Origin of the sequence: Staphylococcus sp. FSL W8-0774 (genome assembly GCF_038006785.1) — a bacterium.
GTDB lineage: Bacteria > Bacillota > Bacilli > Staphylococcales > Staphylococcaceae > Staphylococcus > Staphylococcus pasteuri.
The window spans coordinates 2,054,541-2,078,331 of record NZ_JBBOVW010000001.1; the positions used below are offsets into that span (position 1 = coordinate 2,054,541).

23 protein-coding genes and 1 pseudogene are annotated in these 23,791 nt (G+C 30.9%); 6 read left to right on the forward strand and 18 right to left on the reverse strand.

Going from position 1 to position 23,791, the window contains the following annotated elements:
- Positions 1-362: 362 nt before the first annotated feature.
- From NSQ15_RS10110 to NSQ15_RS10135, 6 genes are read right to left on the reverse strand one after another with little or no spacing between them, the layout of a single operon-like run.
- Complete coding sequence (locus NSQ15_RS10110) at positions 363-1,367, reverse strand: 5-oxoprolinase subunit C family protein (RefSeq protein WP_029056463.1); 1,005 nt, start codon at positions 1,365-1,367, stop codon at positions 363-365.
- Positions 1,355-2,062 carry a 5-oxoprolinase subunit B family protein gene (locus NSQ15_RS10115; protein WP_029056462.1) on the reverse strand — a complete coding sequence of 236 codons (708 nt, stop codon included), beginning with the start codon at positions 2,060-2,062 and terminating at the stop codon, positions 1,355-1,357. Before NSQ15_RS10115 ends, NSQ15_RS10110 begins: the two co-directional genes overlap by 13 nt.
- A gap of 20 nt (positions 2,063-2,082) precedes the next feature.
- Complete coding sequence (locus tag NSQ15_RS10120) at positions 2,083-2,289, reverse strand: hypothetical protein (RefSeq protein WP_070452516.1); 207 nt, start codon at positions 2,287-2,289, stop codon at positions 2,083-2,085.
- Positions 2,290-2,332: 43 nt separating this feature from the next.
- Positions 2,333-2,941, reverse strand: a complete 609-nt coding sequence (locus NSQ15_RS10125; RefSeq protein WP_017637523.1) for an aminotransferase class IV — start codon at positions 2,939-2,941, stop codon at positions 2,333-2,335.
- Positions 2,941-4,086 carry an anthranilate synthase component I family protein gene (locus tag NSQ15_RS10130; RefSeq protein ID WP_340747137.1) on the reverse strand — a complete coding sequence of 382 codons (1,146 nt, stop codon included), beginning with the start codon at positions 4,084-4,086 and terminating at the stop codon, positions 2,941-2,943. Before NSQ15_RS10130 ends, NSQ15_RS10125 begins: the two co-directional genes overlap by 1 nt.
- Positions 4,070-4,663, reverse strand: a complete 594-nt coding sequence (locus tag NSQ15_RS10135; RefSeq protein ID WP_017637525.1) for an anthranilate synthase component II — start codon at positions 4,661-4,663, stop codon at positions 4,070-4,072. The genes NSQ15_RS10130 and NSQ15_RS10135 overlap by 17 nt, the downstream gene beginning before the upstream one ends.
- Positions 4,664-5,075: 412 nt before the next feature.
- Between NSQ15_RS10135 and queC the strand changes: the two genes are divergently transcribed.
- The 4 genes from queC (at position 5,076) to NSQ15_RS10155 (ending at position 7,570) form a co-directional block, all read left to right on the forward strand.
- Positions 5,076-5,747, forward strand: coding sequence for a 7-cyano-7-deazaguanine synthase QueC (gene queC / locus NSQ15_RS10140; RefSeq protein WP_017637526.1), 672 nt, complete (start codon positions 5,076-5,078; stop codon positions 5,745-5,747).
- A 2-nt stretch (positions 5,748-5,749) separates the two neighbouring features.
- A complete protein-coding gene (gene queD, locus NSQ15_RS10145) occupies positions 5,750-6,169 on the forward strand; it encodes a 6-carboxytetrahydropterin synthase QueD (RefSeq protein ID WP_029056459.1) in 420 nt (139 codons plus the stop codon).
- A complete protein-coding gene (gene queE, locus NSQ15_RS10150; RefSeq protein ID WP_017637528.1) occupies positions 6,169-6,882 on the forward strand; it encodes a 7-carboxy-7-deazaguanine synthase QueE in 714 nt (237 codons plus the stop codon). The genes queD and queE overlap by 1 nt, the downstream gene beginning before the upstream one ends.
- Before the next feature lie 103 nt (positions 6,883-6,985).
- The gene (locus NSQ15_RS10155; RefSeq protein ID WP_029056457.1) at positions 6,986-7,570 is read left to right on the forward strand and encodes a hypothetical protein; all 585 of its coding nucleotides are present in this window, start codon (positions 6,986-6,988) and stop codon (positions 7,568-7,570) included.
- A gap of 119 nt (positions 7,571-7,689) precedes the next feature.
- On the opposite strand, the gene NSQ15_RS10160 is transcribed toward NSQ15_RS10155, so the two are convergent.
- The 10 genes and pseudogenes from NSQ15_RS10160 to norA form a co-directional block, all read right to left on the reverse strand.
- On the reverse strand, positions 7,690-8,796 hold the full coding sequence (locus tag NSQ15_RS10160) for a glycosyltransferase family 2 protein (RefSeq protein ID WP_340747138.1): 1,107 nt from the start codon (positions 8,794-8,796) through the stop codon (positions 7,690-7,692).
- A 160-nt stretch (positions 8,797-8,956) separates the two neighbouring features.
- On the reverse strand, positions 8,957-9,799 hold the full coding sequence (locus NSQ15_RS10165) for an aldo/keto reductase (RefSeq protein WP_124760797.1): 843 nt from the start codon (positions 9,797-9,799) through the stop codon (positions 8,957-8,959).
- Between the two features lie 126 nt (positions 9,800-9,925).
- The gene (locus tag NSQ15_RS10170) at positions 9,926-11,275 is read right to left on the reverse strand and encodes a hemolysin family protein (RefSeq protein WP_017637338.1); all 1,350 of its coding nucleotides are present in this window, start codon (positions 11,273-11,275) and stop codon (positions 9,926-9,928) included.
- 249 nt (positions 11,276-11,524) lie between these two features.
- Positions 11,525-12,700 (reverse strand): N-acetylglucosamine-6-phosphate deacetylase, encoded by a 1,176-nt coding sequence (nagA, locus tag NSQ15_RS10175; protein WP_029056454.1) that lies wholly within the window; start codon positions 12,698-12,700, stop codon positions 11,525-11,527.
- A gap of 139 nt (positions 12,701-12,839) precedes the next feature.
- A pseudogene (locus NSQ15_RS10180) lies at positions 12,840-14,805 on the reverse strand (PTS fructose transporter subunit IIABC).
- 5 nt (positions 14,806-14,810) lie between these two features.
- Positions 14,811-15,731: a 1-phosphofructokinase gene (pfkB, locus tag NSQ15_RS10185; RefSeq protein ID WP_070452525.1), complete on the reverse strand. Its 921-nt coding sequence runs from the start codon at positions 15,729-15,731 to the stop codon at positions 14,811-14,813.
- The gene (locus NSQ15_RS10190) at positions 15,728-16,486 is read right to left on the reverse strand and encodes a DeoR/GlpR family DNA-binding transcription regulator (RefSeq protein WP_124760798.1); all 759 of its coding nucleotides are present in this window, start codon (positions 16,484-16,486) and stop codon (positions 15,728-15,730) included. Before NSQ15_RS10190 ends, pfkB begins: the two co-directional genes overlap by 4 nt.
- A 185-nt stretch (positions 16,487-16,671) precedes the next feature.
- Positions 16,672-17,154, reverse strand: a complete 483-nt coding sequence (gene ybaK, locus NSQ15_RS10195) for a Cys-tRNA(Pro) deacylase (protein ID WP_017637343.1) — start codon at positions 17,152-17,154, stop codon at positions 16,672-16,674.
- 107 nt (positions 17,155-17,261) lie between these two features.
- Positions 17,262-17,747: a hypothetical protein gene (locus NSQ15_RS10200; RefSeq protein ID WP_070452531.1), complete on the reverse strand. Its 486-nt coding sequence runs from the start codon at positions 17,745-17,747 to the stop codon at positions 17,262-17,264.
- A 357-nt stretch (positions 17,748-18,104) separates the two neighbouring features.
- The gene (gene norA, locus NSQ15_RS10205) at positions 18,105-19,265 is read right to left on the reverse strand and encodes a multidrug efflux MFS transporter NorA (RefSeq protein ID WP_017637345.1); all 1,161 of its coding nucleotides are present in this window, start codon (positions 19,263-19,265) and stop codon (positions 18,105-18,107) included.
- Positions 19,266-19,590: 325 nt separating this feature from the next.
- On the opposite strand from norA, the gene NSQ15_RS10210 reads away from it, so the two are divergent.
- Complete coding sequence (locus tag NSQ15_RS10210) at positions 19,591-20,208, forward strand: DUF1361 domain-containing protein (protein ID WP_029056448.1); 618 nt, start codon at positions 19,591-19,593, stop codon at positions 20,206-20,208.
- Complete coding sequence (locus NSQ15_RS10215) at positions 20,205-20,483, forward strand: hypothetical protein (protein WP_070452534.1); 279 nt, start codon at positions 20,205-20,207, stop codon at positions 20,481-20,483. Before NSQ15_RS10210 ends, NSQ15_RS10215 begins: the two co-directional genes overlap by 4 nt.
- Positions 20,484-20,554: 71 nt before the next feature.
- On the opposite strand, the gene NSQ15_RS10220 is transcribed toward NSQ15_RS10215, so the two are convergent.
- Entirely contained in the window at positions 20,555-21,928 is a 1,374-nt protein-coding gene (locus NSQ15_RS10220) for a cryptochrome/photolyase family protein (protein WP_070452537.1), read from the reverse strand.
- A 222-nt stretch (positions 21,929-22,150) separates the two neighbouring features.
- Complete coding sequence (locus NSQ15_RS10225; RefSeq protein WP_017638395.1) at positions 22,151-23,707, reverse strand: SLC13 family permease; 1,557 nt, start codon at positions 23,705-23,707, stop codon at positions 22,151-22,153.
- Between the last annotated feature and the right edge of the window lie 84 nt (positions 23,708-23,791).

Here is a 23,791-nt window from a genome sequence, read left to right on the forward strand (position 1 = left end):
GCCATTTCCAACTTATTTACAAGTTATCTTCAATGATTTAAAACAATCTATAATTTTAAAAATTCACTAAACATTTTATTTTGACGTTAAAAATAGCTAGTAGATTAATTTATTAACTAGCTACTATATAATTGATGTTAATTTTTTATTAAGATTAATATGACGAATGTAATCATATTGTAACAAAATACATAGCTCAATATATTAATATAAAGGAAGTCAACCCAAATATCAAGTAAAAACACACTTTTAGAAATGTTTACTCTCATTATCATACTCATCAATTCGTTTATTCATATATTTTAATTATTGATTATATTTATAGACATCAGTCTTAAGCATGAACTTTTTTACTATATAATTTATTTTAGCATTTCCAATTGCATTCGATATTCTATACCATGGAACAGTTGATTTAACCAATTACTGTATTTTATTAAATTTTTCTCTGCTGTTTCAATATCAATAAATTGAAATTTCAGTTTAGAACCTGTTGGTTTCTGTGCTAGTTTTGTTAAATGGTAGCTCGCAATTGTCCCAATTTGAGGATAGCTACCTAATGTATAGTGATCATTTAATAAAATGATTGGTGTTCCATCCCTTTTAACTTGGATTGTTCCTCGTTTAACAGATTGATGCGCTGGCATATCTTCATAATAAGCTTTCACTTTTTGTCCTTCTAATATCATTCCCATTCTATTAGCTTTGCTTGATACTTTGTAATTATTCAAAGTAAAGCGTTGCAATACATTCTCTTTAAAATCTTCTGAACCTTTGTTTCTAATAACATGAAATACATCTGACATATAATTAAAAGATAGCGCGTAACCGTCAACGCCCCAATCTGTTTGTCGTTTGTCTGAGAGATTCTCAAATAGTTTTTGATGACGATCGCTATATTGTCGTTTCATTTCGATTTGATCACCATCTTTTAATTGTCTACCTTCATATCCTCCCATTTTCACATTAAAATCTGTAGAAGTTGAACCTAACCATTCTTCTAAATCAAAACCTCCACCAACAGCTAAATATACACGTGATGTTCGACTCGTTTCTTCAAATCTCAAAACATCATCTTTTTTCATTAAATAAAGCTTATATGGGTAAATTTTCATATTTTTCGTTTCAGCTTTAAAATTTCCACCTGCCAAAGCAATTAAAGTAGGTTCAGTAAATCTTATCTTCGGCATTTTTTGAGTCATTTCTAATGTTGCTTCATTTTTATCATTAGCAACTAAGCGATTAGCGATTTCATGCGATAAACTATCTAGCGCACCACCAGGAATTACTCCATTATGTTCATAGCCGTGTCTCCCAAAATCATGAAAACTACTAAAAAGACCACTATTTTCTATTATGATTGACATGTCTTCAAGTCTCCTATATTCAAATCGTTTTTCTCTTTTGCAATAAATTGAACATTGTCGCCTAATTTTAAAAGGGCAAAATTCGTTTTATTAGGGAAGAAAAGTTGTAATGGTGTGTAGCCTATAACTAACCAATCATTGTAGGTATCAGTTGTAACGATGCCACATTTCTTTCCTTCTATAACAACAGAACCTGCTGGGATAAATTTCTTTTTAGTACTAGTATGATTTACATATAATTTTTTATTCATACCTGTTAAATATGGAAATCCTGGTGAGTAGCCCATCATTGATACAAAATATTCGCTTCCTGAATGAAGTTGTATAAATTGAGATTTATCGATTTTAAAATGTTTTAACAAAGCGTCTAAATCTGGTCCGTACTCATCTCCGTATACTATAGGGATTTGAATAGGCTCTTTATTTTGAACATTATGTGATATTTCTAATTGAATCGATTCTATTAGTGCTTTCATATATAAGAAAGGTGATTGTATATGGTGATGTTTAATCATATCTCGTGCATCATATATAATCATCATATCCGATTCTGTTGGAACTATTTCTGTGATGAACGGATAGTTTCTTTCATTTAAATATGTTCTCAAGGCTAATAAATCTTCTGTAAGATCCTTAGACACCTTTTTCTCTATAGATACTACGATGGCTTGATCGCCTTGACTATAAATTTTCATACCTTCACCTCAAAAAGTCTTTATTGATGATAAAATACGTTCATACGTTCAATAACAATAGGCATAAGTGATTTAATCAAAAAATAAACTAATATAATGGCACATATTGTAGTAATCGTTGCAACAATACGTGCTAATATATATGAATTTTTGTGTATTAATCGATCAATAATCACTTTATTAACAACCGTTACAACTACTAATATTACTATCCATACTAATGCCATTATTTTCTCCGTTTATTATGATTTACTATTCTTAAAATTAATTTTAAAGATAAATTGTTACATCGGCAACCTCTCGAAGGCTATTCAACAAAAATACTTCTATTTCGTTACCTTTTACTTTCTTTATAAAATCATCAATATAATAATTTTTCTCTTTCAATTTACCATGGTCAATTAAATACTGACGCATACATCCTAATAAAAAATCTTCATTATATTGCGGTGTATAATAGTTACCATTTTCCTTAATCATTATATTGCCGATATCAAATTCTAAAATCTTTCCATTTTTATTATATATAAGAGCTAAGTCTGTATCTAAACGATACGTTACATGATTACGATTAGATGTCTTATTGATTTTAGTTAAATGAGAACTACCATTATGTTCAGGTACTATTGTTGCAGTAAATTGAGACTTAGAAGATAAAGGGGCTACTACATATTCTAATTCTCCATTTTCTTCTAACATTACTTTTAAGCGATAAATACCTTGATTATATTGATGTTGAATAGTTTGAATCAAGTCATCCCATTTAGATTGATCAAATGGGATATTAAGCATTTTACTAGATCGTTGTATTCTGTCTTCATGATATATTAAACGTGAGATTTGGCCTTTTTCCAATTTCATCGTTTCAAACAAATACATTATAATCTCTCCAATATTTTAGTTTTATCTTGGAATTCTTGAACTTCTGAATCAGGATTGGAGTTAATTGTAATTCCAGCACCAACACCATAAATAGCTTGTTGATGTCGGTATTCAATTGTACGAATTGGTATATTAAAAATCATTTTGTCATTTGGCATTAACAATCCTATTGTTCCACAGTATATATACCTTGGTCTTTGTTCTAATTCTTTAATAAATCGCATTGTATTAATTTTGGGTGCACCAGTAATAGAGCCACAAGGGAAAATAGCTCCTAATATTGATTTAAGTGTCACATTAGTAGATAACTTTCCAGCTACCATACTCGTCATTTGATATACAGTTTGATAAGTTTCTATAAAAAATAATTTATAAACTATAATAGAACCTGTTTCTGCAATTCGAGATATATCATTCCTTAGTAAATCGACAATCATCACATTTTCCGCTTTATCCTTATCTGATTGTTGTAATTGAAGATAGTTATTATAATCCTCTTTATCATTATCTCCTCTTGGTATAGTCCCTTTCATGGGCTTACTAACAATGATATTATCTTCATTTTTAAAATGACCTTTTTGAAAGAATAATTCCGGAGAAATGGATGCGACACTGACTTCATCCGTATCTAGTAGCACCGTATAATTACCATTTCCTGTTGCTGTTAATTGTTCGTATAACTTTTCAATAGGATAATAAATATTGTCAGTTAAACGTGACGTATAATTAACTTGATATGTATCGCCTTCAACAATAGCTTGTTGGATATGTCGAATTTTCTCTTTCATTTGATGTTTAGATTCTACAAATTGAAAATCATGTTGATTATCGTATGGTGTACTATTGGGTGATTTATATTGTAATTCTTTTGCTGAATTGAAACTATAGGCAACCGCTAATATATCTTTATCTTCTATTTCACATACAGCCATTTGAGGATTAAAATAACGTGCCGCTTCATATGTTAAATATAAAGCCACAAAATAACCTTGTTGCTGTTGTGTTTCAGCAAATTGTACAACTTTGCCAACTTCACTTAACTGAGTAGCAATACATTTCTTGTGATAATCATTTAATTGAATGTGATAGGTTTCATATTTGTCTTCATCTATATAATAGCGATAATTAAATTCTATATTCACTGTTCTCACCTACGATTTCAAGGAAATTTTGAATTTGATTATAACCATGCTCACTTAAAATTGATTCAGGATGATACTGTACTGCAAAGATTGAATACTGTTGATGTTGCAAGCCCATAATAACACCATCTTCGCCTATTGCTGTGACTTTTAATTCATTTGGTAACGTTTCTTTATCTGCCATAAGAGAATGGTACAGCATAACATTGAACGAATGAGGTATACCCTTGAAAATACCTAATTGTTGATGACTGAGTTTTGTAGTATGACCATGTATCGGATTATTGCGATGTACAATCTTACCACCAAAATATTCATAAACAACTTGAAAACCTAGACACACTCCTAATATAGGAACTTGTTGATAAAATGTTTCAATCACCTTAAACAATTTGGGGTAATCACTTGGTCTTCCAGGGCCTGGTGAAATAACAATGGCATTGGGGTTAAATGCAACTAACTCTTCTAATATTAAATCATCTATGTCAATGACTTTAATTGGTTCCTTAGTAGCTATTTTAAAATAGTTTATTAAATTATATGTAAATGAATCTTTATTATCTATCACTACTATCATAATTTCGCTCCATTTAATTAATATTATTCAATCATTTCATTAAATCACAGTTAGGTGCATGACTTATTGTAAAAACATGTCATGCTTGCTATTAAACTACTTATTGTAACTGACTTATATATATATATCTTTAACACTATTATCACAAAAATTCTCTTGATTTTACATATGAATTAGTTTATTCTATGGTGCGTACAAAATATATTTATCAGAGGTTCCTAGCCGAAACCCTCTATAAAAAACTAGACACTGAATTTAATTTCAAATTATAAATAGACATATCTTTTTAACTTTTTATATTAAAATTATATGTGTATTCATAATCTTTCGTCTATCTTTTTTATAGAGATAGGCTTTTTTTATGCTTAAAATTTCGGATCTAATAACCAAAGATAAACTGGGGGAAATATGAATGGTTCAAGATAAATTAGATAATAACAAAGCTATCGTCGTTTTCAGTGGTGGTCAAGACAGTACGACGTGTTTATTCTACGCAAAAAAACATTTCAAGGAAGTTGTACTTGTTACATTCAATTATGGTCAAAGACATGATACTGAAATTGAAGTGGCTAAAAAAATTGCACAAGAGCAAAATGTAGAACATCACATTTTAGATATGTCACTTTTATCTCAGCTAACACCTAATGCCTTAACACAACATGATTTAAAAATCGAAGAGACAGAAGATGGTATTCCAAACACCTTTGTACCAGCACGTAATTTACTATTCTTATCATTTGCTGGCGCATTAGCTTATCAAATTAAAGCTAAGCATATTATTACCGGAGTTTGTGAAACTGACTTCTCTGGTTATCCTGATTGTCGTGATAGTTTTATTAAATCAATGAATGTGACTTTAAGTTTATCAATGGATCGTGATTTCGTTATTCACACGCCTTTAATGTGGTTAGATAAAGCACAAACATGGGAACTTGCTGATAACCTTGGTGTGTTAGATTACATTCGTGAAAATACATTAACATGTTATAACGGTATTATTGGAGATGGCTGTGGCGAATGTCCTGCCTGTCAACTTAGATCACGAGGGCTTGAACAATATCTTGAACAAAAAGGAGTAAAATAAGTATGCTACAACAAATTTATCCTAGTGTTAGTCACCCATATCAATTCGAACTTAATAAAGATTTTAACTTTTCAGCAGCTCATTATATTCCAAGCGAAGATGCTGGAAAATGTATGCGTACCCATGGTCATACGTATTTTGTAAATATTACTATCGTTGGAGATGAATTAGATCACAATGGCTTTTTAGTGAATTTCAGCGATTTAAAACAATTGATTCATGGACAGTTCGACCATTATTTACTTAATGATTTAGTAGAGTTCAAAGGCAAAAGTCCTTCTACTGAAATTGTCGCTCAAACAATTTATCAAATGGTTCAATCATACCTTAATGAACAAGATAATAATCCTAAGTGCGTTCAAGTATACTTGCGCGAGACGCCTACAAGTTATGTCGTATTTCGTCCTAAGGATGAGCAATAATGGCTAAAATACCTGTATTAGAAGTCTTTGGTCCAACCATTCAAGGAGAGGGTCGTGTTATAGGTAGAAAAACAATGTTTGTACGCACTGCAGGTTGTGATTATCGTTGTAGTTGGTGTGATTCAGCCTTTACTTGGGATGGAAGCGCAAAAGAAGATATTCAATTAATGACTGCTGAAGAAATATATGCCAAATTACGTGAAGTTGGTGGAGATAACTTTAACCATGTAACGATTTCTGGTGGTAATCCCGCTCTTATAAAAGGAATTCAAGAATTGGTTGATCTATTCGAAACACATCATATTCAAACTGCTCTAGAAACTCAAGGTAGTAAATTCCAACCTTGGATGACTCAAATCAATGATTTAACTATCAGCCCTAAACCACCAAGTTCAAAAATGAAACCTAATTTAGATATTTTAGATAGCGTTATTGAGCAATGCGTACCTGAATCATTAAATTTAAAAGTGGTCATCTTTGAGGAAGATGATTTTGATTTTGCTAAAATGATTCATCATCGTTACCCTACTATTCCTTTCTATTTACAAGTAGGCAACCCATATTTAGATGATAATGTTGATAACCATACTGCCAAATTACTACAACGCTATGAAAGTTTAGTAGACCGTGTAATGACAAGTAGTGATATGAACAATGTTTACGTATTACCTCAATTGCATACTTTATTATGGAGTAATATGAAGGGAGTTTAAAATTTAGTTAATATAACTTTAACATTTTCGAGTGTTATATAATGATTAACTTTATATTAATTGATATAATAATTGAATGAAATATTGCGGATAGGAGCACATCATGATTTTATATTTATTAATTAATATTGCCGTAGTATTGCTCATAGTCGGACTTGATTTATATTTTCACCAATTTAAACAACTTAGATTTAGCTCCATATTAATAGCTATTTCTCTTAATGCCATTATTGATTTGTTTATCGTGTCAAAATATAATTTCATATCAATCTATACGATGATTTTGTTAATTGCATGGGCATTATTACAACTCTATTTAAACAAAAAAATTCATCCTTTTATCATAAAAGATCAAAAATTTATCGCAATGATATTTGCAATTGTAGTGAGTTTATCTCAGTTTATTACAAATATATCAAGTGAACAGTCACTCTACATGTCATTACCATATTTAGCACCTGCAATTTTTCTTATTGGTGCCATTTTATTATTTGTAGGTACGTTCGAATCATCAGAACTTGAATATTTACCATTTTTAAAATCTATTAAATACCCACTTACAATTGGTACAATTATAATTATGATTGCGTTTATTGCTATGATGATACTTACACCATTTTGGTATGTATTTACTATTATATATGTACTATTCATGTTGTTTATCATCTGGCAACATATATTTAAGTAACATTTATCAACTTATAAATGTTACTTTTTTTATTTATTCAATTATAAAATCATTAAAGTCTCAACCACAATATTAAAAACTCACAAGTATAAGTGATATCCCTATACTTGTGAGTTTATTTAATGTACATGCTCTTTATATTTTTCGTTATTTTGTGAAGATTGGTATGACGTTTGTTGTCTATTTAAATCTAATCTTTTAATTTGATTATAGTGATGTGTTTGTTCTTTTTTAGCTTCAGTAGTTTTTAAATTATCATTTGTGTTATGTGCTTCTGATTCTTGATCAGGTTCTATATTCGTAGCTTGAACTATATATTTAGGTCGGCGTTTCACTTCATAGTAGATACGTCCTATATATTCACCAATGACACCAATCGACATCAACTGAATACCACCTAATAGTAAAATCGCTGCAATAGTAGTGAAGTAACCAGGTATATTAACACCAGAAATTATTATATTGATTAGTAAATATACGATATAAAGAACACTTAAAGAAAATGTGAACATTCCAAGATAAATCATCATTCTCAATGGTTTATTATTAAATGAAATTAAACCATCAATTCCGTAGTTAAGTAATTTAGCAAATGACCATTTTGATTCACCTGCTTCACGTTCTACATTTTGATATGTGAACACTTTCGTATTATAACCAATCCATTCAAATAACCCTTTTGAAAAACGATTATATTCATCCATAGATGTAAGTGACTGTACTGCACGTTTACTTAATAGCCTAAAGTCTCCTACACCGTCTTCAAATTGGATATCTTCTACAAAGGCGTTAATTAACTTATAGTACATGCGAGTCATTGATTTCCTCGCAAAATTTTCACCTTTTCGATCACGCTTAGCAATTACTTGATCATAACCTTCGTTATATCCTTCAATCATTTGTGGAATAAATTGAGGTGGATGTTGAAGGTCTGCATCTATCATTATAACTGCGTCACAACTATGACTGTGTTGATAACCAGCAATCATAGCAGCTTCCTTACCAAAATTTCTACTAAACGAAATATATTTTACTTGATGATCTTCAAGTGCCAGACTTTGTAGATGATCAATAGTTGAATCTTTACTGCCATCATCTATGAATAGCAAATCGTATTCGTATTGCTTATCCACGCTGTCTTGTTTCATTATTTCAGTCAATTTTTCATATGTCTTTAATACGACTTCTCCTTCTTTAAAACAAGGAATGATGACCCTTATCTTCATTCAACGACATCCTTTTCTACAAAATGGTTTAGTATAAGTTTATCAAGTAGTAAATAAGATAATCTAGTTAAAGCCCTTGTATTTACAAAATCTTAATATCGCCTTAATGTTACTCATACTCTCTTTCTATCATTAAATTTTTACTTAAAACTCAATACATTTATTTTAAATCTCCTATAGCTACTTCATCTGGATCTTTACCTTGTCTAGCATTTTGGTTTAAGCTATCGATTTGAGCTACATCTGTAAGTTCAAGATTAAAATCTAAGATATCATAGTTTTCTTTAATACGACTTGGCGTCTTAGACTTAGGAATAATCATTCGATTATGTGCTAAATGCCAACGTAGCACAATTTGTGCAGGTGTTTTCTTATATCTTTTAGCCATATCTAAAATTACTGGATCATCTAATAAACCTCTATTTCTCATTAATGGCATCCACGCAGTGACTTTAATATCGTGATCATCACAATATTGTTGTAATTCATGTTGGTTAAAATACGGATGTAATTCGATTTGATTAATTTGAGGTGTAATATCAGTTTCCTGCATTAATTTTTCTAAATGATGTTGTTTAAAATTACAAACACCAATTGCTTTGACTTTTCCTTCATGGTATAACGTTTCTAATGCTTTATAAGATTCAATGAACAAGCCATTGTCTTCGCAAGGCCAATGAATTAAAAACAAATCTAAATAATCTAATCCTAAATTTTCTAACGATTTGTTAAAATATTGAATCGTACTGTCATAACCTTGGTAATCATTCCATAATTTAGAGGTAATAAATAAATCTTCTCTGTCAACATCAGTTTGTCTAAGTGCACGGCCGAGCGCTTGCTCGTTACCGTAGAAATATGCCGTATCAAAAGCACGATAGCCCGCTTCAATTGCTGAATTGACCACTTCATTCATTTCGTCATCAGTTATTTTATACACACCTAATCCAATTGAAGGCATAGGATAACCATTATTTAAGTATTGCGTATCATTAATTGTCATTAATATCCCACTCTTTCTCTTAATCTAGTTGTTCACGTTAGTAAGAATTTGTATACCATAATATATTACACGTAAGTAAAGACGCTTAAACATTGAAGTTTAAGCGTCTTTTGATTATTTATATTATTATTCAGATTGTTCATCTTCTGAATTGATATCGTAAGTTGGACGTTCTTGGTTATATTCATACTTTAAAGTTACCCAAATAATTTGGTGATTTTCAATTTCAGAAATAATCCAACGATCATACTCTGTATCAACAAAGTCATCTTTTTGTAAGTTTGTATTTTCAGATTGTAACCATCCGCCTATAGTATCAATATCTTCAGAGTCTTCGAATTCTATACCAAATTTTTCATTTAGGTCATCTAGTAGTACACGACCATTAATTTGATATTTATTATCCTCTAATTTAACAATATCATTTACTTCATCATCGTCAAATTCATCTCTGATTTCACCGACGATTTCTTCTAAAATATCTTCCATAGTTAAAATACCTGCCGTACCACCATATTCATCAATAATTAAACTAATATGAACATGTTCACGTTGCATTCTTACTAGTGCATCACTGATGCGCGTCGTCTCTGAGATCATAGGTAATTCATGGATATAGTTAGCAATCTTAATCGTTTTACCTGAAGCATATTCAGTTAAAAATTCTTTAACGTTTATAAACCCTTTGACATGGTCTTTATCGCCATCTTCAGTGATAGGGTAACGTGTAAATTGATATTCTTTAATCGTTTCTAAAAGCTCATCTACATTAAATGGTTCGTTCAATGTAATCATTTGAGTTCGGGGTACCATAATATCTTTAGCTTGTCTTTCATCAAAAGAAAAGATATTTTGCATATATGCAAGCTCTGTTTGGTTGATTTCTCCACCATTATAACTGTTATTAATTATAATCTTAATTTCTTCTTCTGACATTGCATCAGTTTGAGCATCAGGATCTACGCCAAACATTCTAATGATAACTCTCGCTGAACCATTCATTAACCAAATTAATGGTTTCATAACATTACCGAAATAATATAATGGTCTAGCATAAAGTAAAGCCATTTTCTCAGTATGCTGAATGGCAAATGACTTAGGCGCAAGTTCACCCAGTACAACGTGTAAATATGTTACTACTATAAACGCAATAACAAATGAAACTGTTGTTGTTAAAGCACTAGGTAAGTGCATTAATTCAAATAATGGATGTAATAATTTATCAAATGTTGGTTCACCTAACCAACCTAATCCTAATGAAGTTACTGTTATACCTAATTGACAAGCAGATAAATAATAATCTAAGTTGCTAATCATCTTTTTAACGACTTTAGCACCACTATTACCTTCCTCTGCCAATTGTTCAATACGCGTCGATCTTACTTTAACTAATGCAAATTCAGATCCGACAAATACTGTAGTTAATGCAATTAAAAGAAAAAATACTATTAAACTAATTATGGTCGTAGTTTCCAATTATTTCCCTATTTCTAGGGATTCACCTCCGTATTATATGTGTCACACATGGTTAACACGTAATTAAAATTTTCGAATTGACTTGAATTATATTTACATGCTAAGGCCTTCCCATTGCGACACCCCCTAAAAAAATGTAATTGATTTAATTCTATCATAGAATTTTTATATATTGTTGATTTATGTTTATAGATTTACAACATAACATTTAAAACTAATATCCCCTTTTAGTCAAGTTATTCATTATGACTAAAAGGTATGTGGTTGTCCATTTTTAATTGTTGTCTTTACATTGATATTATCGTCAACGATAACTATATCTGCATCTTTTCCTTCTTTAATACTACCTTTTGTTCGATCTATTCCTAATGCCTTTGCTTGGTTCCAACTTGTTACTCGCCATAAATCTTTGATTGAAGCGCCAGTGTATGACATTATGTTACGTAAACCATCATTCATTTTTAAAATACTACCTGCAAGTGCACCTGTATCTAGTCGTGCTTCACTATTACGTACAATGACGTTTTGACCACCTAAATCGTATTCACCTTCTGGCATACCTTTTGCTCTCATAGCATCTGTAATGAGATATAAATGTTCATTACCTTTATTTTTATATGCCAATGCTACTGCAGCAGGATGAGAATGAATACCATCTACAATAATTTCAGTATTTAAATTTTGATTTAACCAAGCTGCACCAAAAACACCTGGATCTCTATGACCAAAACCAGTTGCAGCATTATATAAATGTGTAATGTGTTTAGCACCATAATCTACAGCATTGTTTGCTTCTTCAAAGGTCGCCACAGTATGTCCCATTGAAAATATAATGTCATTATTGAGCGATTTTAAAGTGTCTATTGCACCTTCAACTTCTGGTGCAAAGGTTATAATTTTAATTAATTGATTTGCAGTTTGTTGAAACTGGTTTATTTTATCAGCCGTTGGTCTTTGAACATATTTGGGATGCTGAGCGCCAACTTTATGTTCAGATATAAATGGTCCTTCAAGATGTATGCCTACGATTTCAGCGGCTTGTTGTACGTCTTGAATTTGATGATAATTAGATATATTTTGTAGTGCTTGTTTAATACTTTCATCTGATTGTGTCATCGTTGTCGCTAAAAATGACGTCGTTCCTTCTGATAATAACTGTTCGGCTAGATGTTTCAAGCCCTCTTGTGACGCATCCATAGCATCTTCACCATATCCACCATGAATGTGTATATCGATAAATCCTGGAATAACATGATGTCCTTTAGCGTCTATTGTTAGGTATTTTCCTTTAAGTTCATTTAATCTCTCTATATTAAAATTCGAACCAATTTCTAATATTTTTCCATCTTTAATATGTATATAACCTTGTTCAATTTTTTGGCTTTCAGTATATATTTGCCCATTCACAATGATATATTCTTCCACTACTAATACCTTCTTTTCTAATTCATTTAATACGATTGTTATTTTACTATAACCTTTAAATTTATTCATATCATACAGTTCAATAAAGTTATTAAAAATAAAATACCCTCGTCGAATTAACGACAAGGGCTTGAATCTATTATTCATCCATAGCTTTTGAAGCTTCAATTTCATTTTCAGTTAATTTTGGTTTTAAGAAACCGTAGATTAGAGCAGAAATGATTGTACCAATCACAATAGCTAATAATGTTTGTAAAATATGACTGAAATCAGTTGTTGCAATAACAAAGATACCACCATGTGGGGCATTAATTCTTGAACCTAAAGCTAATGCTATAGCACCACTTATGCCTGAACCAATCATCATAGATGGAATAACTCGAATTGGGTCAGCTGCTGCAAATGGTATAGCGCCTTCAGTAATGAATGATGCGCCCATTACATAGTTAGGAACAATTGAACCTCTTTGTTTCTTTAGTAAATTTCTTTCTAAATAATAGCATAGCAGTTGCAATTGCTAATGGTGGAATCATACCACCTATCATAGCTGCTGTAATCGGTGCTGCATTTCCTTCAGTAAGTGCAGCAGTTGCGAATACATATGCTGCTTTATTGAAAGGTCCACCCATATCGATGGCCATCATTGCACCAATAACTAAACCAAGTAACATAATGTTTGAACCTGAAAGACCATTTAATCCGTTTAATAATAAATTGTTCAACCATGAAGCTGGTGGATTAAATACATAAATCATTAGCAATCCAGTTACAAGTACAGATAGTAACGGATAAATTAACGTTGGTTTTAAACCTTCTAATGCTTGAGGTAAATTACGTGTAATATATTTAATACCTTGTGTTAAGTAACCTGCTAAGAAACCTGCAATAATACCGCCAATAAAGCCTGAATCACCTGAAATAGCTAACATACCACCGACTAAACCAGCTGCAAATCCTGGCTTATCTGCAATACTACGAGCAATGAAACCTGCTAATACTGGAATAATTAAGGCAAAAGCACTGTTTTTACCAATATTCCATAGTTGTTCTGCAAAAGCATTGTGTTCAGCGCTCTTTGGATCAAATGAGTTAGGTCCAATAATAAACACGATAGCCATGATGATACCACCAGCAATAACTAATGGTAGCATGTTAGAAACACCATTCATTAAGTGTTTATAAAACGCTTTTCCTGGACTTAATTTTTCTTCATTATCATCTTTGTTACTTGATGATCTATCTCCGCGGGCAACAAATGGTTTACGACTAGTATCTAATGCTGTGTTAATTAATTCTTCTGGACGTTTAATACCATCTGCTACTGGTACTTCTACTACATTTTTACCATCGAAACGGTCAGTTTCAACATGTACATCTGCTGCTACAATAATACCAGAAGCTTTTTCAATATCTTTTTCAGTTAAATGGTTTTTAATACCACTAGAACCATTCGTTTCAACTTTAATTTTTATGCCCATTTTCTCAGCTTGTTTTTTCAATGCGTCACGAGCCATATAAGTGTGAGCGATACCTGTTGGACAAGCTGTTACTGCAAGTACATATGGTTCATTATCTTCTGTTGAACCATCAGCTGCTGCAGCCGCTTCAGCTTCATTTTGTTGTGCTTCTGCTTCTTCTTCTTTTGTAGCTTCATCATCAGCATTATCGATAATTTGTAATACTTCTTCTGGTGAAGAGGCATTGATTAATTTTTCACGTACGTTTTCATCCATTAAAATACCAGATAATTTAGCTAAAGCATCTAAATGCGTTTGTGCCCCACCTTCAGGAGCGGCAATCATAAAGAATAGGTGTGCAGGTTGCATATCTAAGCTTTGATAATCCACGCCTTCCTTAGATTTACCAAATGCGATTGCTGGCGATTTAACCGCTGCAACTTTCGCATGTGGAATGGCAATCCCTTCACCAATTCCTGTTGTACTTTGAGATTCACGATTATGAATGGCTTCTTTAAATGATGGTACATCACTTAATTTGCCAGCTTTATCTAGTTGATTCACTAACTCATCAATAACACCATTTTTATCTGATGAAGATAAATCCATTGCTATCGTTTCTTTTGTCAATAATTCTGTTATTCTCATATTATTCACTCCCCATCAAGTACAGAAATCGTAACTTGTGATTTTATATTTTCTATTGCATCTTTTGTAGCTAAATCTGCGTCAAATGCTGTAGCTGTCCCTGAAGCAACGGCTTGTTTAAATGCATCTTCTATTGATAATCCCGTAGCCAAACCTGCTACCATCCCAGCAACAGTACTATCACCTGAACCAACAGTATTAACTACTTTCCCTTGAGGGTTAACTGCTTTAATACTACGTTCGCTATCTACATAAATTGCACCGTCCCCGCCTAGTGAAACAATCACTGACTGTGCACCTTTATCTAAAATTTGTTTACCGTATTTAATGACGTCCTCGTCATTTTTAATTGAAGTATTAAACATAACTTCAAGTTCGTCTTTATTCGGTTTTATAAATAATGGATTATATTCTAAAACCGTTTCAACTAATTCTTTTTCTGCATCTACTACTAATTGAGCACCAGTTTGTTGAGTGATTTTCGCAATTTGTGCGTAGGCGTCACTTGGAATACTTTTCGGTACACTTCCTGCTACGATAACAATATCTTCTTTGTTTGTTTTCTTAATTTGATCTAATAGTGATTGAAATTGAGCATCTGTTACGTTAGGTCCTTGTGCATTTATTTCTGTTTCTTTGCCAGTTTTTAACTTAACGTTAATGCGTGTATCTTCATCTACTTGAACGAAATCAGTTTGGATATCACTATCTTTTAGTGTCTGAGCAATAAAGTCACCTGGAAATCCACCTGCAAAACCTAATGCAGTAGAATCAACATCTAAAGTCTTTAATACTCTAGATACATTAATACCTTTGCCACCTGCAAATTTATTTGCATCTTTAGCTCTATTTAATCCATCTATTTGGAAGTCATCTACAAACATGACATAGTCTATCGATGGATTGAATGTAACTGTATATATCATAAAATTCCTCCTAAAAATCGATATTGCTCTCTAAAATCATCATTGACATGGTTTTCAATGCCACGTTTAGACGTAATGATTTGAGTATTGTCACGTGCTGGAACCCTAGCAAAATAAACTTGATTGAACTTAGTTTCATCTACAACGACAAAGCTTTCATTAGAAATTCGCATCGCAGTTTCTTTTATTAATGCTTCTTGTTCATCAGGTGTCGTTAATCCATATTTCTCATCTATACCATTCATTCCGATGAAAGACTTATCAAAGCAATAACGTCTCAAAGTTTCTAAAGCGCTAGATCCAACAGTAGCAAAAGTATTCGCCTTAACTTGACCACCCAACATTAACGTTTTAAAGCCTTTTTTAAGTAATTGTTCAACGTGTGTTAAACCATTTGTTACAACGATGATTTCTTTTGCATCTATGTAAGGTATCATTTCTAACGTTGTTGAACCCGCATCTAAAAATATACAGTCATTATCACTAATTTGTTGCGCAGCTTGTCTAGCAATTTCTTTTTTCTCTTGTGAGTTTTGCGTTAATTTTTCTTTTAATCTTGGTTCTACTATTCGATTATGACCAATCGTCGCACCACCGTGGATACGTTGTAATTTTCCTTCTTGTTGTAACTTTGATAAATCTCTTCTAATAGTAGAAGAACTACAACCTGTTCTATCCATTAATTCTTGGAGTGTAAGAAAATCTTTATTCTTTAATTCTTGTAAAATTAAGTTGTGTCGTTTCTCAGATATCAAAGTAACCACCCCATTTCACTTATCATTATAATGAGTACGCTTACAAATTTCAATCATAAATTGTTAAAATCAATCAAAAACAATCATTTTGTGACAAAAATAACACAGAAATATATGTAATCGTCAAAATTCAACTTATTACAACATATTTCTGTGTCATTATTATCATTTTATATTTGTTTTTATTAATTTTGGATGATTGGCTCTACTTTTGCATTTGTCATAGAAATTAAGTCTTCCACCCCTATAATCATTTGCATACCTCTTTGTCCACCACTTACGTATACTTTATCGAGTTGTCGTATAGATTGATCTATAACAGTAGGAAATAAATGTTTCATTCCTATAGGTGAACAACCACCTCGAATATATCCAGTAACTTGCTTCAATTGATCTAAAGGCATTAAATTTAACTTTTTCTCGTTTACAACGTGGGCAGCTTGTTTCATGTCTAACGTTTCATTTACTGGTATGACAAATACAAAATGATTATGGTTGGCATTTTCTAATACAAGTGTTTTATATACTTCTTCTACTTTAGCATTAACAAGTTTGGCTATTTGTTCACCTGTTTGGTGTTCTGCAGTCACTTCAAATATATTAGTTTTATAGTTAACTTTCGCTCTATCTAACATTCGCATTGCATTCGTTTTTTTCGTTTTACTCATTATGTCACCTCTAATATTACTTTACTAATCGCATTTCATTTTACCACTAATACGTTATATATTGTAAACGCAAAAAATAACACATACTCTTTTAAAAAAAGTACGTGCTATTGTATTTCTGAATGATTTGCCCCTACTTGCCCATTACCATTCACTGAGATATTTGTTTGTTGATTTTTCTGTTGATTCACATATAAATACTTTGAATCTTGTTGTTGTTGATTAACTTGTTTTAAATCGTATTGTTCATCTAAATGTTTATTTGCATAATTAATTGCAATAACTTTGCGTTCTCTTGGCGTAAAGTCAGTTTCTGATAATCTATGATTGTCTTTTTTTACATATGTAGTCTTTTGATGTTTTACATCGTTATTATTATTATTGTCATTTTTTTCAGAAGCTTTGGCTGTTTTAAAGTCAGTTATTTGAGTTGTTTTCTCTATAACAGAAAGTTTATTTGCTTTTGAAAATGTACAAATGGTTTGATGTACTTTAGCTAATGCGTTTTGATTCGTTGCTAAAAATATTAAACCAATTAAACAAATAGTCAAAATAACTGCAAATATACTCAATAATAAGTTTTTCAAATTCATCCCCTTACCCACATTTCTTAATTGATTTTTGTCTATCTTAACATAGTCATATTCAATTTCAGTTATGTAGGTCACAATTTAAATAGATTGTAATATTTGTAACAGTATTATTACTAAAGTTGTTATTTTTGTTACATAAAATCATTAAAAAACGAAATAACTCGATTTGATTCTTTATTTTAATCTATTTTTTACATCAAAATTTATTTCTTTAGTTTCTAATTGTTCGAATACTATATCAAAAATTTAAAAAGTTTTACTATTTTAAAAAGGTGCTATGTTTTCAAAAATACCAATTTATCAAAAAAGCTGTTCACGTACATCAAAAAGTACAATGAACAGCTATCATTTTAAAATTTACTTTTGAGTGATATTTTTTCTAACTACTTTTTCAATAAATATAATGACAATACCACTTAATGATACAGCTATTGCCATATATAAAGGAAATTCTATGTTCACATCAAATAAGGCACCAGCTACTAATGGTCCCATAAAATTCCCCATACTAGTAAATGTTGAATTGAGTCCGCCTGCAAATCCTTGACGATTACCTGCTATATTTGAAAAATAATTTGTAATAGCCGGTCTAATCATGTCAAATCCTATAAAAACAATGAAACTAATTAGCATTATAGTCCAATAACCTTGTGCAACAATAAGCATCACTAGAACGATTGCTGAATATAATAATGACCAAGCTATAAAGTTTAACTCACTAGTATACTTCATGAATTTATCAAAGAAGAAAACTTGGAATAGTGCGCCAAAGATACCGCCACCTGTGATTGCAATTGAAATATCTTTTGGTGTGTAACCTATTTTGTCTGATGTATAAAGTGAAAATAGTGTTTCAAATGCTGATAATCCGAATGCAAGCACTAACGTTAGAATTACTGGTGTTAAGAAAACTTTCCAATTAATTTTAGTTAATAATTCTGGATCATATTGTGGGAAACCAGCAGTTGTGACTTTTTTCGGATTGTGAATAACAATCAATGACATAATAAATGCGATAATACCTAGACCACCTGCAAAGTAGAAAGGTAATCTATGTGAAATCTCTGCTAAAAATCCCCCAAATCCAGGTCCTAAGATAAAACCAGAATTAATAATCGCAGACATATAACCAAAGTTTTTTGCTTTATCTTGCGATGGTGAAATATCGGCAATAAGACCGGTAACACCCGGCATAACCATACCTGCACTTAGTCCACCTAAAACACGTGAAATAATTAGGATTGAAAATGAATGACCCATCGCAAACATAAATTCAGAAATTGAAAATAAGACTAGACCTATACATATAATTAATTTTTTTCCTAATTTGTCTGCTAATCCACCACCAAAAGGTGAAATAATCATTTGCGCTAAAGCAAACACAGCAACTAGTATACCTAAATCGCTACCTTTTAACCCTAAATCTTTAAGATAAACAGGTAGTACTGGAATAACCAGTCCAATTCCTAAGAATATTAGAAATATATTAAAGTAGAGTGTAAATAATTGTTTTCTCATAATGGTGTCCCCCTCTCTAACAATGCATAACTTACTTAATATGACATGATTCGTTTAAATAAATTCTTATTATACATGAAAGATTTGTTTTAAAAGTCCGTTCATTGTAATACATTTTCAAAAAAATTAACAGTAAGGCGTTTTAATAATGTAATCATTTAATTCCAATCTTATTTTACTATAATAAATATTTAACTTTCATACTCTTTTAGTTGATTACTGTTACTCATAGCGATATTATTAAAACTCAAATATTTTTTACGCTTTAAAAGAAAAAAATATTAAATCAAATTTCAAAAACGATGTTATGAAAGTAGTGTTTATCATGCAACCTCGATATATAGCAAGAATCTATTTTATCATTCTATTTACTATATCCTTGTTCGAAACAAAAATATTCAACTTTATGACTTTAAATTTATTTTTAGCATATATTCCATTTGAATTGTGTTTATTATTAAAGCTATTTAAACCTATGAAGAAATTTGAATGGCCATTATTTGTCATATTTGGAATGATCTTTTTATTACTTGTTCCAAATACCTTTTACATGATTACTGATTTAATTCATTTAAACCAATTTCAATTCAACTTCTTAATTGGATTAAACTTAAAAGAATGGATTTTCTTTACTTATTTAATGCTAGGTGTCTTTTTAGCAATGTATGTTATGATATTGATTTTCATGGAAATCTTACATTTTACAACACATATTTGGTTGAACCGAGCATTAGTTATTATTCTTATGTTTTTAAACGGTTTAGGTATTTACATGGGTCGTTTTTTAAGAATTCATACTGTTTATTTAATCAATGAACCCCTTAAAATCTTTTACGAAGTTATAAGTGTGTTTAATCTTAAAACATTTATATTTGTATTATTAATGGTCATCATGCAATCAGCAATCATTTTATTTGTAAAAGGAGTTCGACTACAAAAATGATTTTTAACTTACTTATCTTATTGGCAATTATTGTAATTATGCAGCTCATTATCGGACATTTTATTCACGATATTGGGTTTAGCTATGCTAAAAGTATTATTTTAATGTTTTTACCTCTCGGAATAGGATTGTTTATTTTACAAGTTTTTTATTATGAACGACGTTTTCCTAATTGGAATGTTCCATTAGGCGTTAAATTACGGTTAAAATATATGTATATTTTAACGTTTTTCGAATATGTAGCAGTGTACGTTTGCTTATTTTGGCTTAAATAAAATCTCATGGTTGTTAATAGTAATGACATTTTGAATATTGCACTTCAAAATACTACTATTAACAACTTTTTTTATGACAATGACTTGAATAATGACATTACTCGCTCGCGGCTATCGTTATGATTCACCATTTGTTTAGGGTAATCTTGACCTAATTCAATCCCTTGCTGCTTCAATTTCTTTTGATTTTTCTTGGTATCATGCAATAACTTTGCATCGACATCATTAAAAACGGGTAACCATCTTTTTATATATAATGCTTTAGAATCAAAACGTTCACTCTGTCTCATCGGATTAAACATTCTGAAATATGGCACGGCATCTGTACCAGTTGATGCAGACCATTGCCATCCATGAACATTAGACGCACTATCATAATCAATCAGTTTATCTTTAAAATATGCTTCTCCCCATGTCCAATCTATTAATAAATCTTTAGTTAAAAATTGAGAGGTTACCATTCTCATTCTATTATGCATATAACCAGTTTGATTGAGTTCTTCCATTGCAGCATCAATAATTGGAAAACCTGTTTCTCCATTTTTCCATTTTGTAAACTGATGTTCATTATTTACCCAATCAATGTGTTGGTATTTTTCTTTAAATGCTACATTTGCAGTTTCTGGATATTGCGTCATTAATACATAATAAAACTCTCTAAAAATTAACTCTCTTATAAAAGCTTCATAATTTGATTCATCTATGTCATAACCTTGTAGTAAATCATTAAATACTTGAATAATATCAATAAGACCATATGCCAAAGCAATGCTAAGTTGACTGGTCAATACTTCAGGAAGATATTCTCTATTTGAGTCATAATTTTGAATATCATGTTCTAAAAAACTTTGCCATTGTTGCTGAACGTCTTTTTCTGATAATCCTCTATCTTCAACATCCAATTTCAATTTCTTTTCAGACGTTGATGTTTTATTGGCTATATCTTTTAATTTGTATTGATCTATTTTTCTTTGCATGACGTATGGGCGCCATTTTTTATAAAAACTTGTAAACACTTTATATGGTTCGCCTTGATTATTAAATGTTTTCTTCGGATTAAAATAATGTTGTACTCTTATGGGTTGGACTTCAATTGAAGCTTTATTGAAATGTTGTTTTTGATGAGGATAGTCATATTCTTCTTTATGATAACTCATAATATCACTAGCCATAACAACCTTATCCAACTCTTGTGACTCACAAAATTCAATTAATTGATCGTAATCAATCATATTTACTGAAATATGATTGTTATGTAATTCATTTACAAATTTCTTTAACGTACCTTTATAAAATGTCTCTTTTAATTGTGAATGATCTCCAAATTGCTCTACAGGAATGATAAACACACATGATTCAATATCATCTAAGCGCTGATAAACATACGCTAATAATGGATTATGATTTATTCTAAAAACTCGATTTAATACAACACCTATTTTCATTCTATTGTTACCACCTATTATTTTTTATAGTTTGTTTAATACCCTACTATGAGTTTAATTAATACATTTAAAAATAATAAATATATGCTGCAATCAATAATAATGAAGTAAATAAAAATCCAAATATTAAAATAAGCTTGAGAACAATAGTTGCTCTCAAGCTCTTATAAATCATAGCTCTGATATTTTCCAAGAAATAAAACAAAACCTATAGCTATATTTTTATACTAAACCTAACCATTTCCAGTAAGTTAAACTGAAAATAATAACAAGAATGTATCCAACAATAGTTAATGGAATACCTGATTTCAAGAAATCTTTAACAGTAAATGTGTCAGTTCCGTATGCAAGCATGTTTTGAGGTGCACTTACTGGTAATAAGAATCCAAAACTAATAACAAATTGTTGTATTAATACAAATCCAATAGATTGATCTCCTAAATGTAACGTAGATGTTAGTGAAATAAAGACAGGAATCAATGCAGAAGATAAACTAGTAGCACTCGCAAATCCTAAGTGTATTAAAATATTAAATAATGTAATGAGTGCTATTGTCGCAATAATTGGTAATCCTTTAAGTCCCATCAACCCGAATGTTTGGTCACTTAACCATTGTGCGGCACCTGTTTTTAACAATACATTACCTAATGAAATACCAACACCAAATACAATAATTGTGCCCCAAGGTATTTTCTTTTCTACGCCTTTCCAAGTAATTACACCAACTTTAGGCATCAACATAATACCTAATGCTATTAATGTAATTGAAGCAGAATCAATAGGATGTAATACCTTTTCAGTTGACCAAAATAGTAATAATAAAACTGAAATAATAATTAAACGCCATTCACGAGGTTTAACAGGACCTAATTGATTTAATTCTTCTTTAATTAGCGCTTTCCCACCCTCAATAGATTCTCGTTCTGGCGGCATGACTTTTATCATAATAAAATAAAGGGCAATAGACATTAGTATTGACCATGGTGCAGCATATAAGAACCATTCGCCCCATGAAACGTCATGGCCTAAATTTTGGTTAATAAAATTAATTGCAACAATATTTTGTGCTGCAGCTGTTTTAATACCTATATTCCAAATCGAAACAGCTTGAACAGATGTAATAATTAAAAGTGAAGCAAGTTTACTTTCTTTTGATACTTTAAATGCTGCGATCATACCTAATAATATAGGTACTACAGCTCCTGCTCTTGCAGTTGCAGAAGGAACAAAAAATGCTAGTACTATGGAAACAAGAATAGCACCAATAACAATGTTCTTTGTTTTATTTCCAACAATAGATAATACTAATAATGCTAAACGTTTGTGTAAGTTCGTTTCTTGCATAGCAGCTGCTAAAAATAATGCTGCTGCAACTAAGGCTACTGCAGATGTAGAGAAACCACTAAACGCTTGTGTTAAAGCATTATTAGTCCCTAACATCTCACTACCTTTTATAATAGCATCACCATTTTTGGGATTACCTAATTGTTCTGATAAGTTTTGAACTGGACTAAACCCAAGTAACAGTATGATTAAACCTAAAATTAACGTCGCTGAAACAGGGTAAGACACCGCTTCTGTCACCCACATAATTACTGCAAATGCTAAAATAGCTAAAGCCATTTTAGCCATAATAGGCAACCCAGCTGGTGTAGGTAAAAGTATAATGGCAATTAATATAACAAAGCTTACAATTATCCATATAGGCTTATAGCCTTTTTTCTCTTTCTTACCTGGTTGGTTATGAACATTCTGGGAGGATTGTTTTGCTTTAGACATGTGCACCTACTCCTTATTATCATTATCTTGTTACTATAAATTATATCAAGAAAACGCTTTATCCAATATAACCAATTACAAAAG

Bases quoted from the DNA above. Each gene is read 5' to 3' on its own strand.
- NSQ15_RS10110 (WP_029056463.1), bottom strand. From the start codon at position 1,367: ATGTCAATCATAATAGAAAATAGTGGTCTTTTTAGTAGTTTTCATGAT.
- NSQ15_RS10115 (WP_029056462.1), bottom strand. From the start codon at position 2,062: ATGAAAATTTATAGTCAAGGCGATCAAGCCATCGTAGTATCTATAGAG.
- NSQ15_RS10120 (WP_070452516.1), bottom strand. From the start codon at position 2,289: ATGGCATTAGTATGGATAGTAATATTAGTAGTTGTAACGGTTGTTAAT.
- NSQ15_RS10125 (WP_017637523.1), bottom strand. From the start codon at position 2,941: ATGTATTTGTTTGAAACGATGAAATTGGAAAAAGGCCAAATCTCACGT.
- NSQ15_RS10135 (WP_017637525.1), bottom strand. From the start codon at position 4,663: ATGATAGTAGTGATAGATAATAAAGATTCATTTACATATAATTTAATA.
- queC (WP_017637526.1), top strand. From the start codon at position 5,076: ATGGTTCAAGATAAATTAGATAATAACAAAGCTATCGTCGTTTTCAGT.
- queD (WP_029056459.1), top strand. From the start codon at position 5,750: ATGCTACAACAAATTTATCCTAGTGTTAGTCACCCATATCAATTCGAA.
- queE (WP_017637528.1), top strand. From the start codon at position 6,169: ATGGCTAAAATACCTGTATTAGAAGTCTTTGGTCCAACCATTCAAGGA.
- NSQ15_RS10155 (WP_029056457.1), top strand. From the start codon at position 6,986: ATGATTTTATATTTATTAATTAATATTGCCGTAGTATTGCTCATAGTC.
- NSQ15_RS10160 (WP_340747138.1), bottom strand. From the start codon at position 8,796: ATGAAGATAAGGGTCATCATTCCTTGTTTTAAAGAAGGAGAAGTCGTA.
- NSQ15_RS10165 (WP_124760797.1), bottom strand. From the start codon at position 9,799: ATGACAATTAATGATACGCAATACTTAAATAATGGTTATCCTATGCCT.
- pfkB (WP_070452525.1), bottom strand. From the start codon at position 15,731: ATGATATATACAGTTACATTCAATCCATCGATAGACTATGTCATGTTT.
- ybaK (WP_017637343.1), bottom strand. From the start codon at position 17,154: ATGAGTAAAACGAAAAAAACGAATGCAATGCGAATGTTAGATAGAGCG.
- NSQ15_RS10200 (WP_070452531.1), bottom strand. From the start codon at position 17,747: ATGAATTTGAAAAACTTATTATTGAGTATATTTGCAGTTATTTTGACT.
- norA (WP_017637345.1), bottom strand. From the start codon at position 19,265: ATGAGAAAACAATTATTTACACTCTACTTTAATATATTTCTAATATTC.
- NSQ15_RS10210 (WP_029056448.1), top strand. From the start codon at position 19,591: ATGCAACCTCGATATATAGCAAGAATCTATTTTATCATTCTATTTACT.
- NSQ15_RS10215 (WP_070452534.1), top strand. From the start codon at position 20,205: ATGATTTTTAACTTACTTATCTTATTGGCAATTATTGTAATTATGCAG.
- NSQ15_RS10220 (WP_070452537.1), bottom strand. From the start codon at position 21,928: ATGAAAATAGGTGTTGTATTAAATCGAGTTTTTAGAATAAATCATAAT.
- NSQ15_RS10225 (WP_017638395.1), bottom strand. From the start codon at position 23,707: ATGTCTAAAGCAAAACAATCCTCCCAGAATGTTCATAACCAACCAGGT.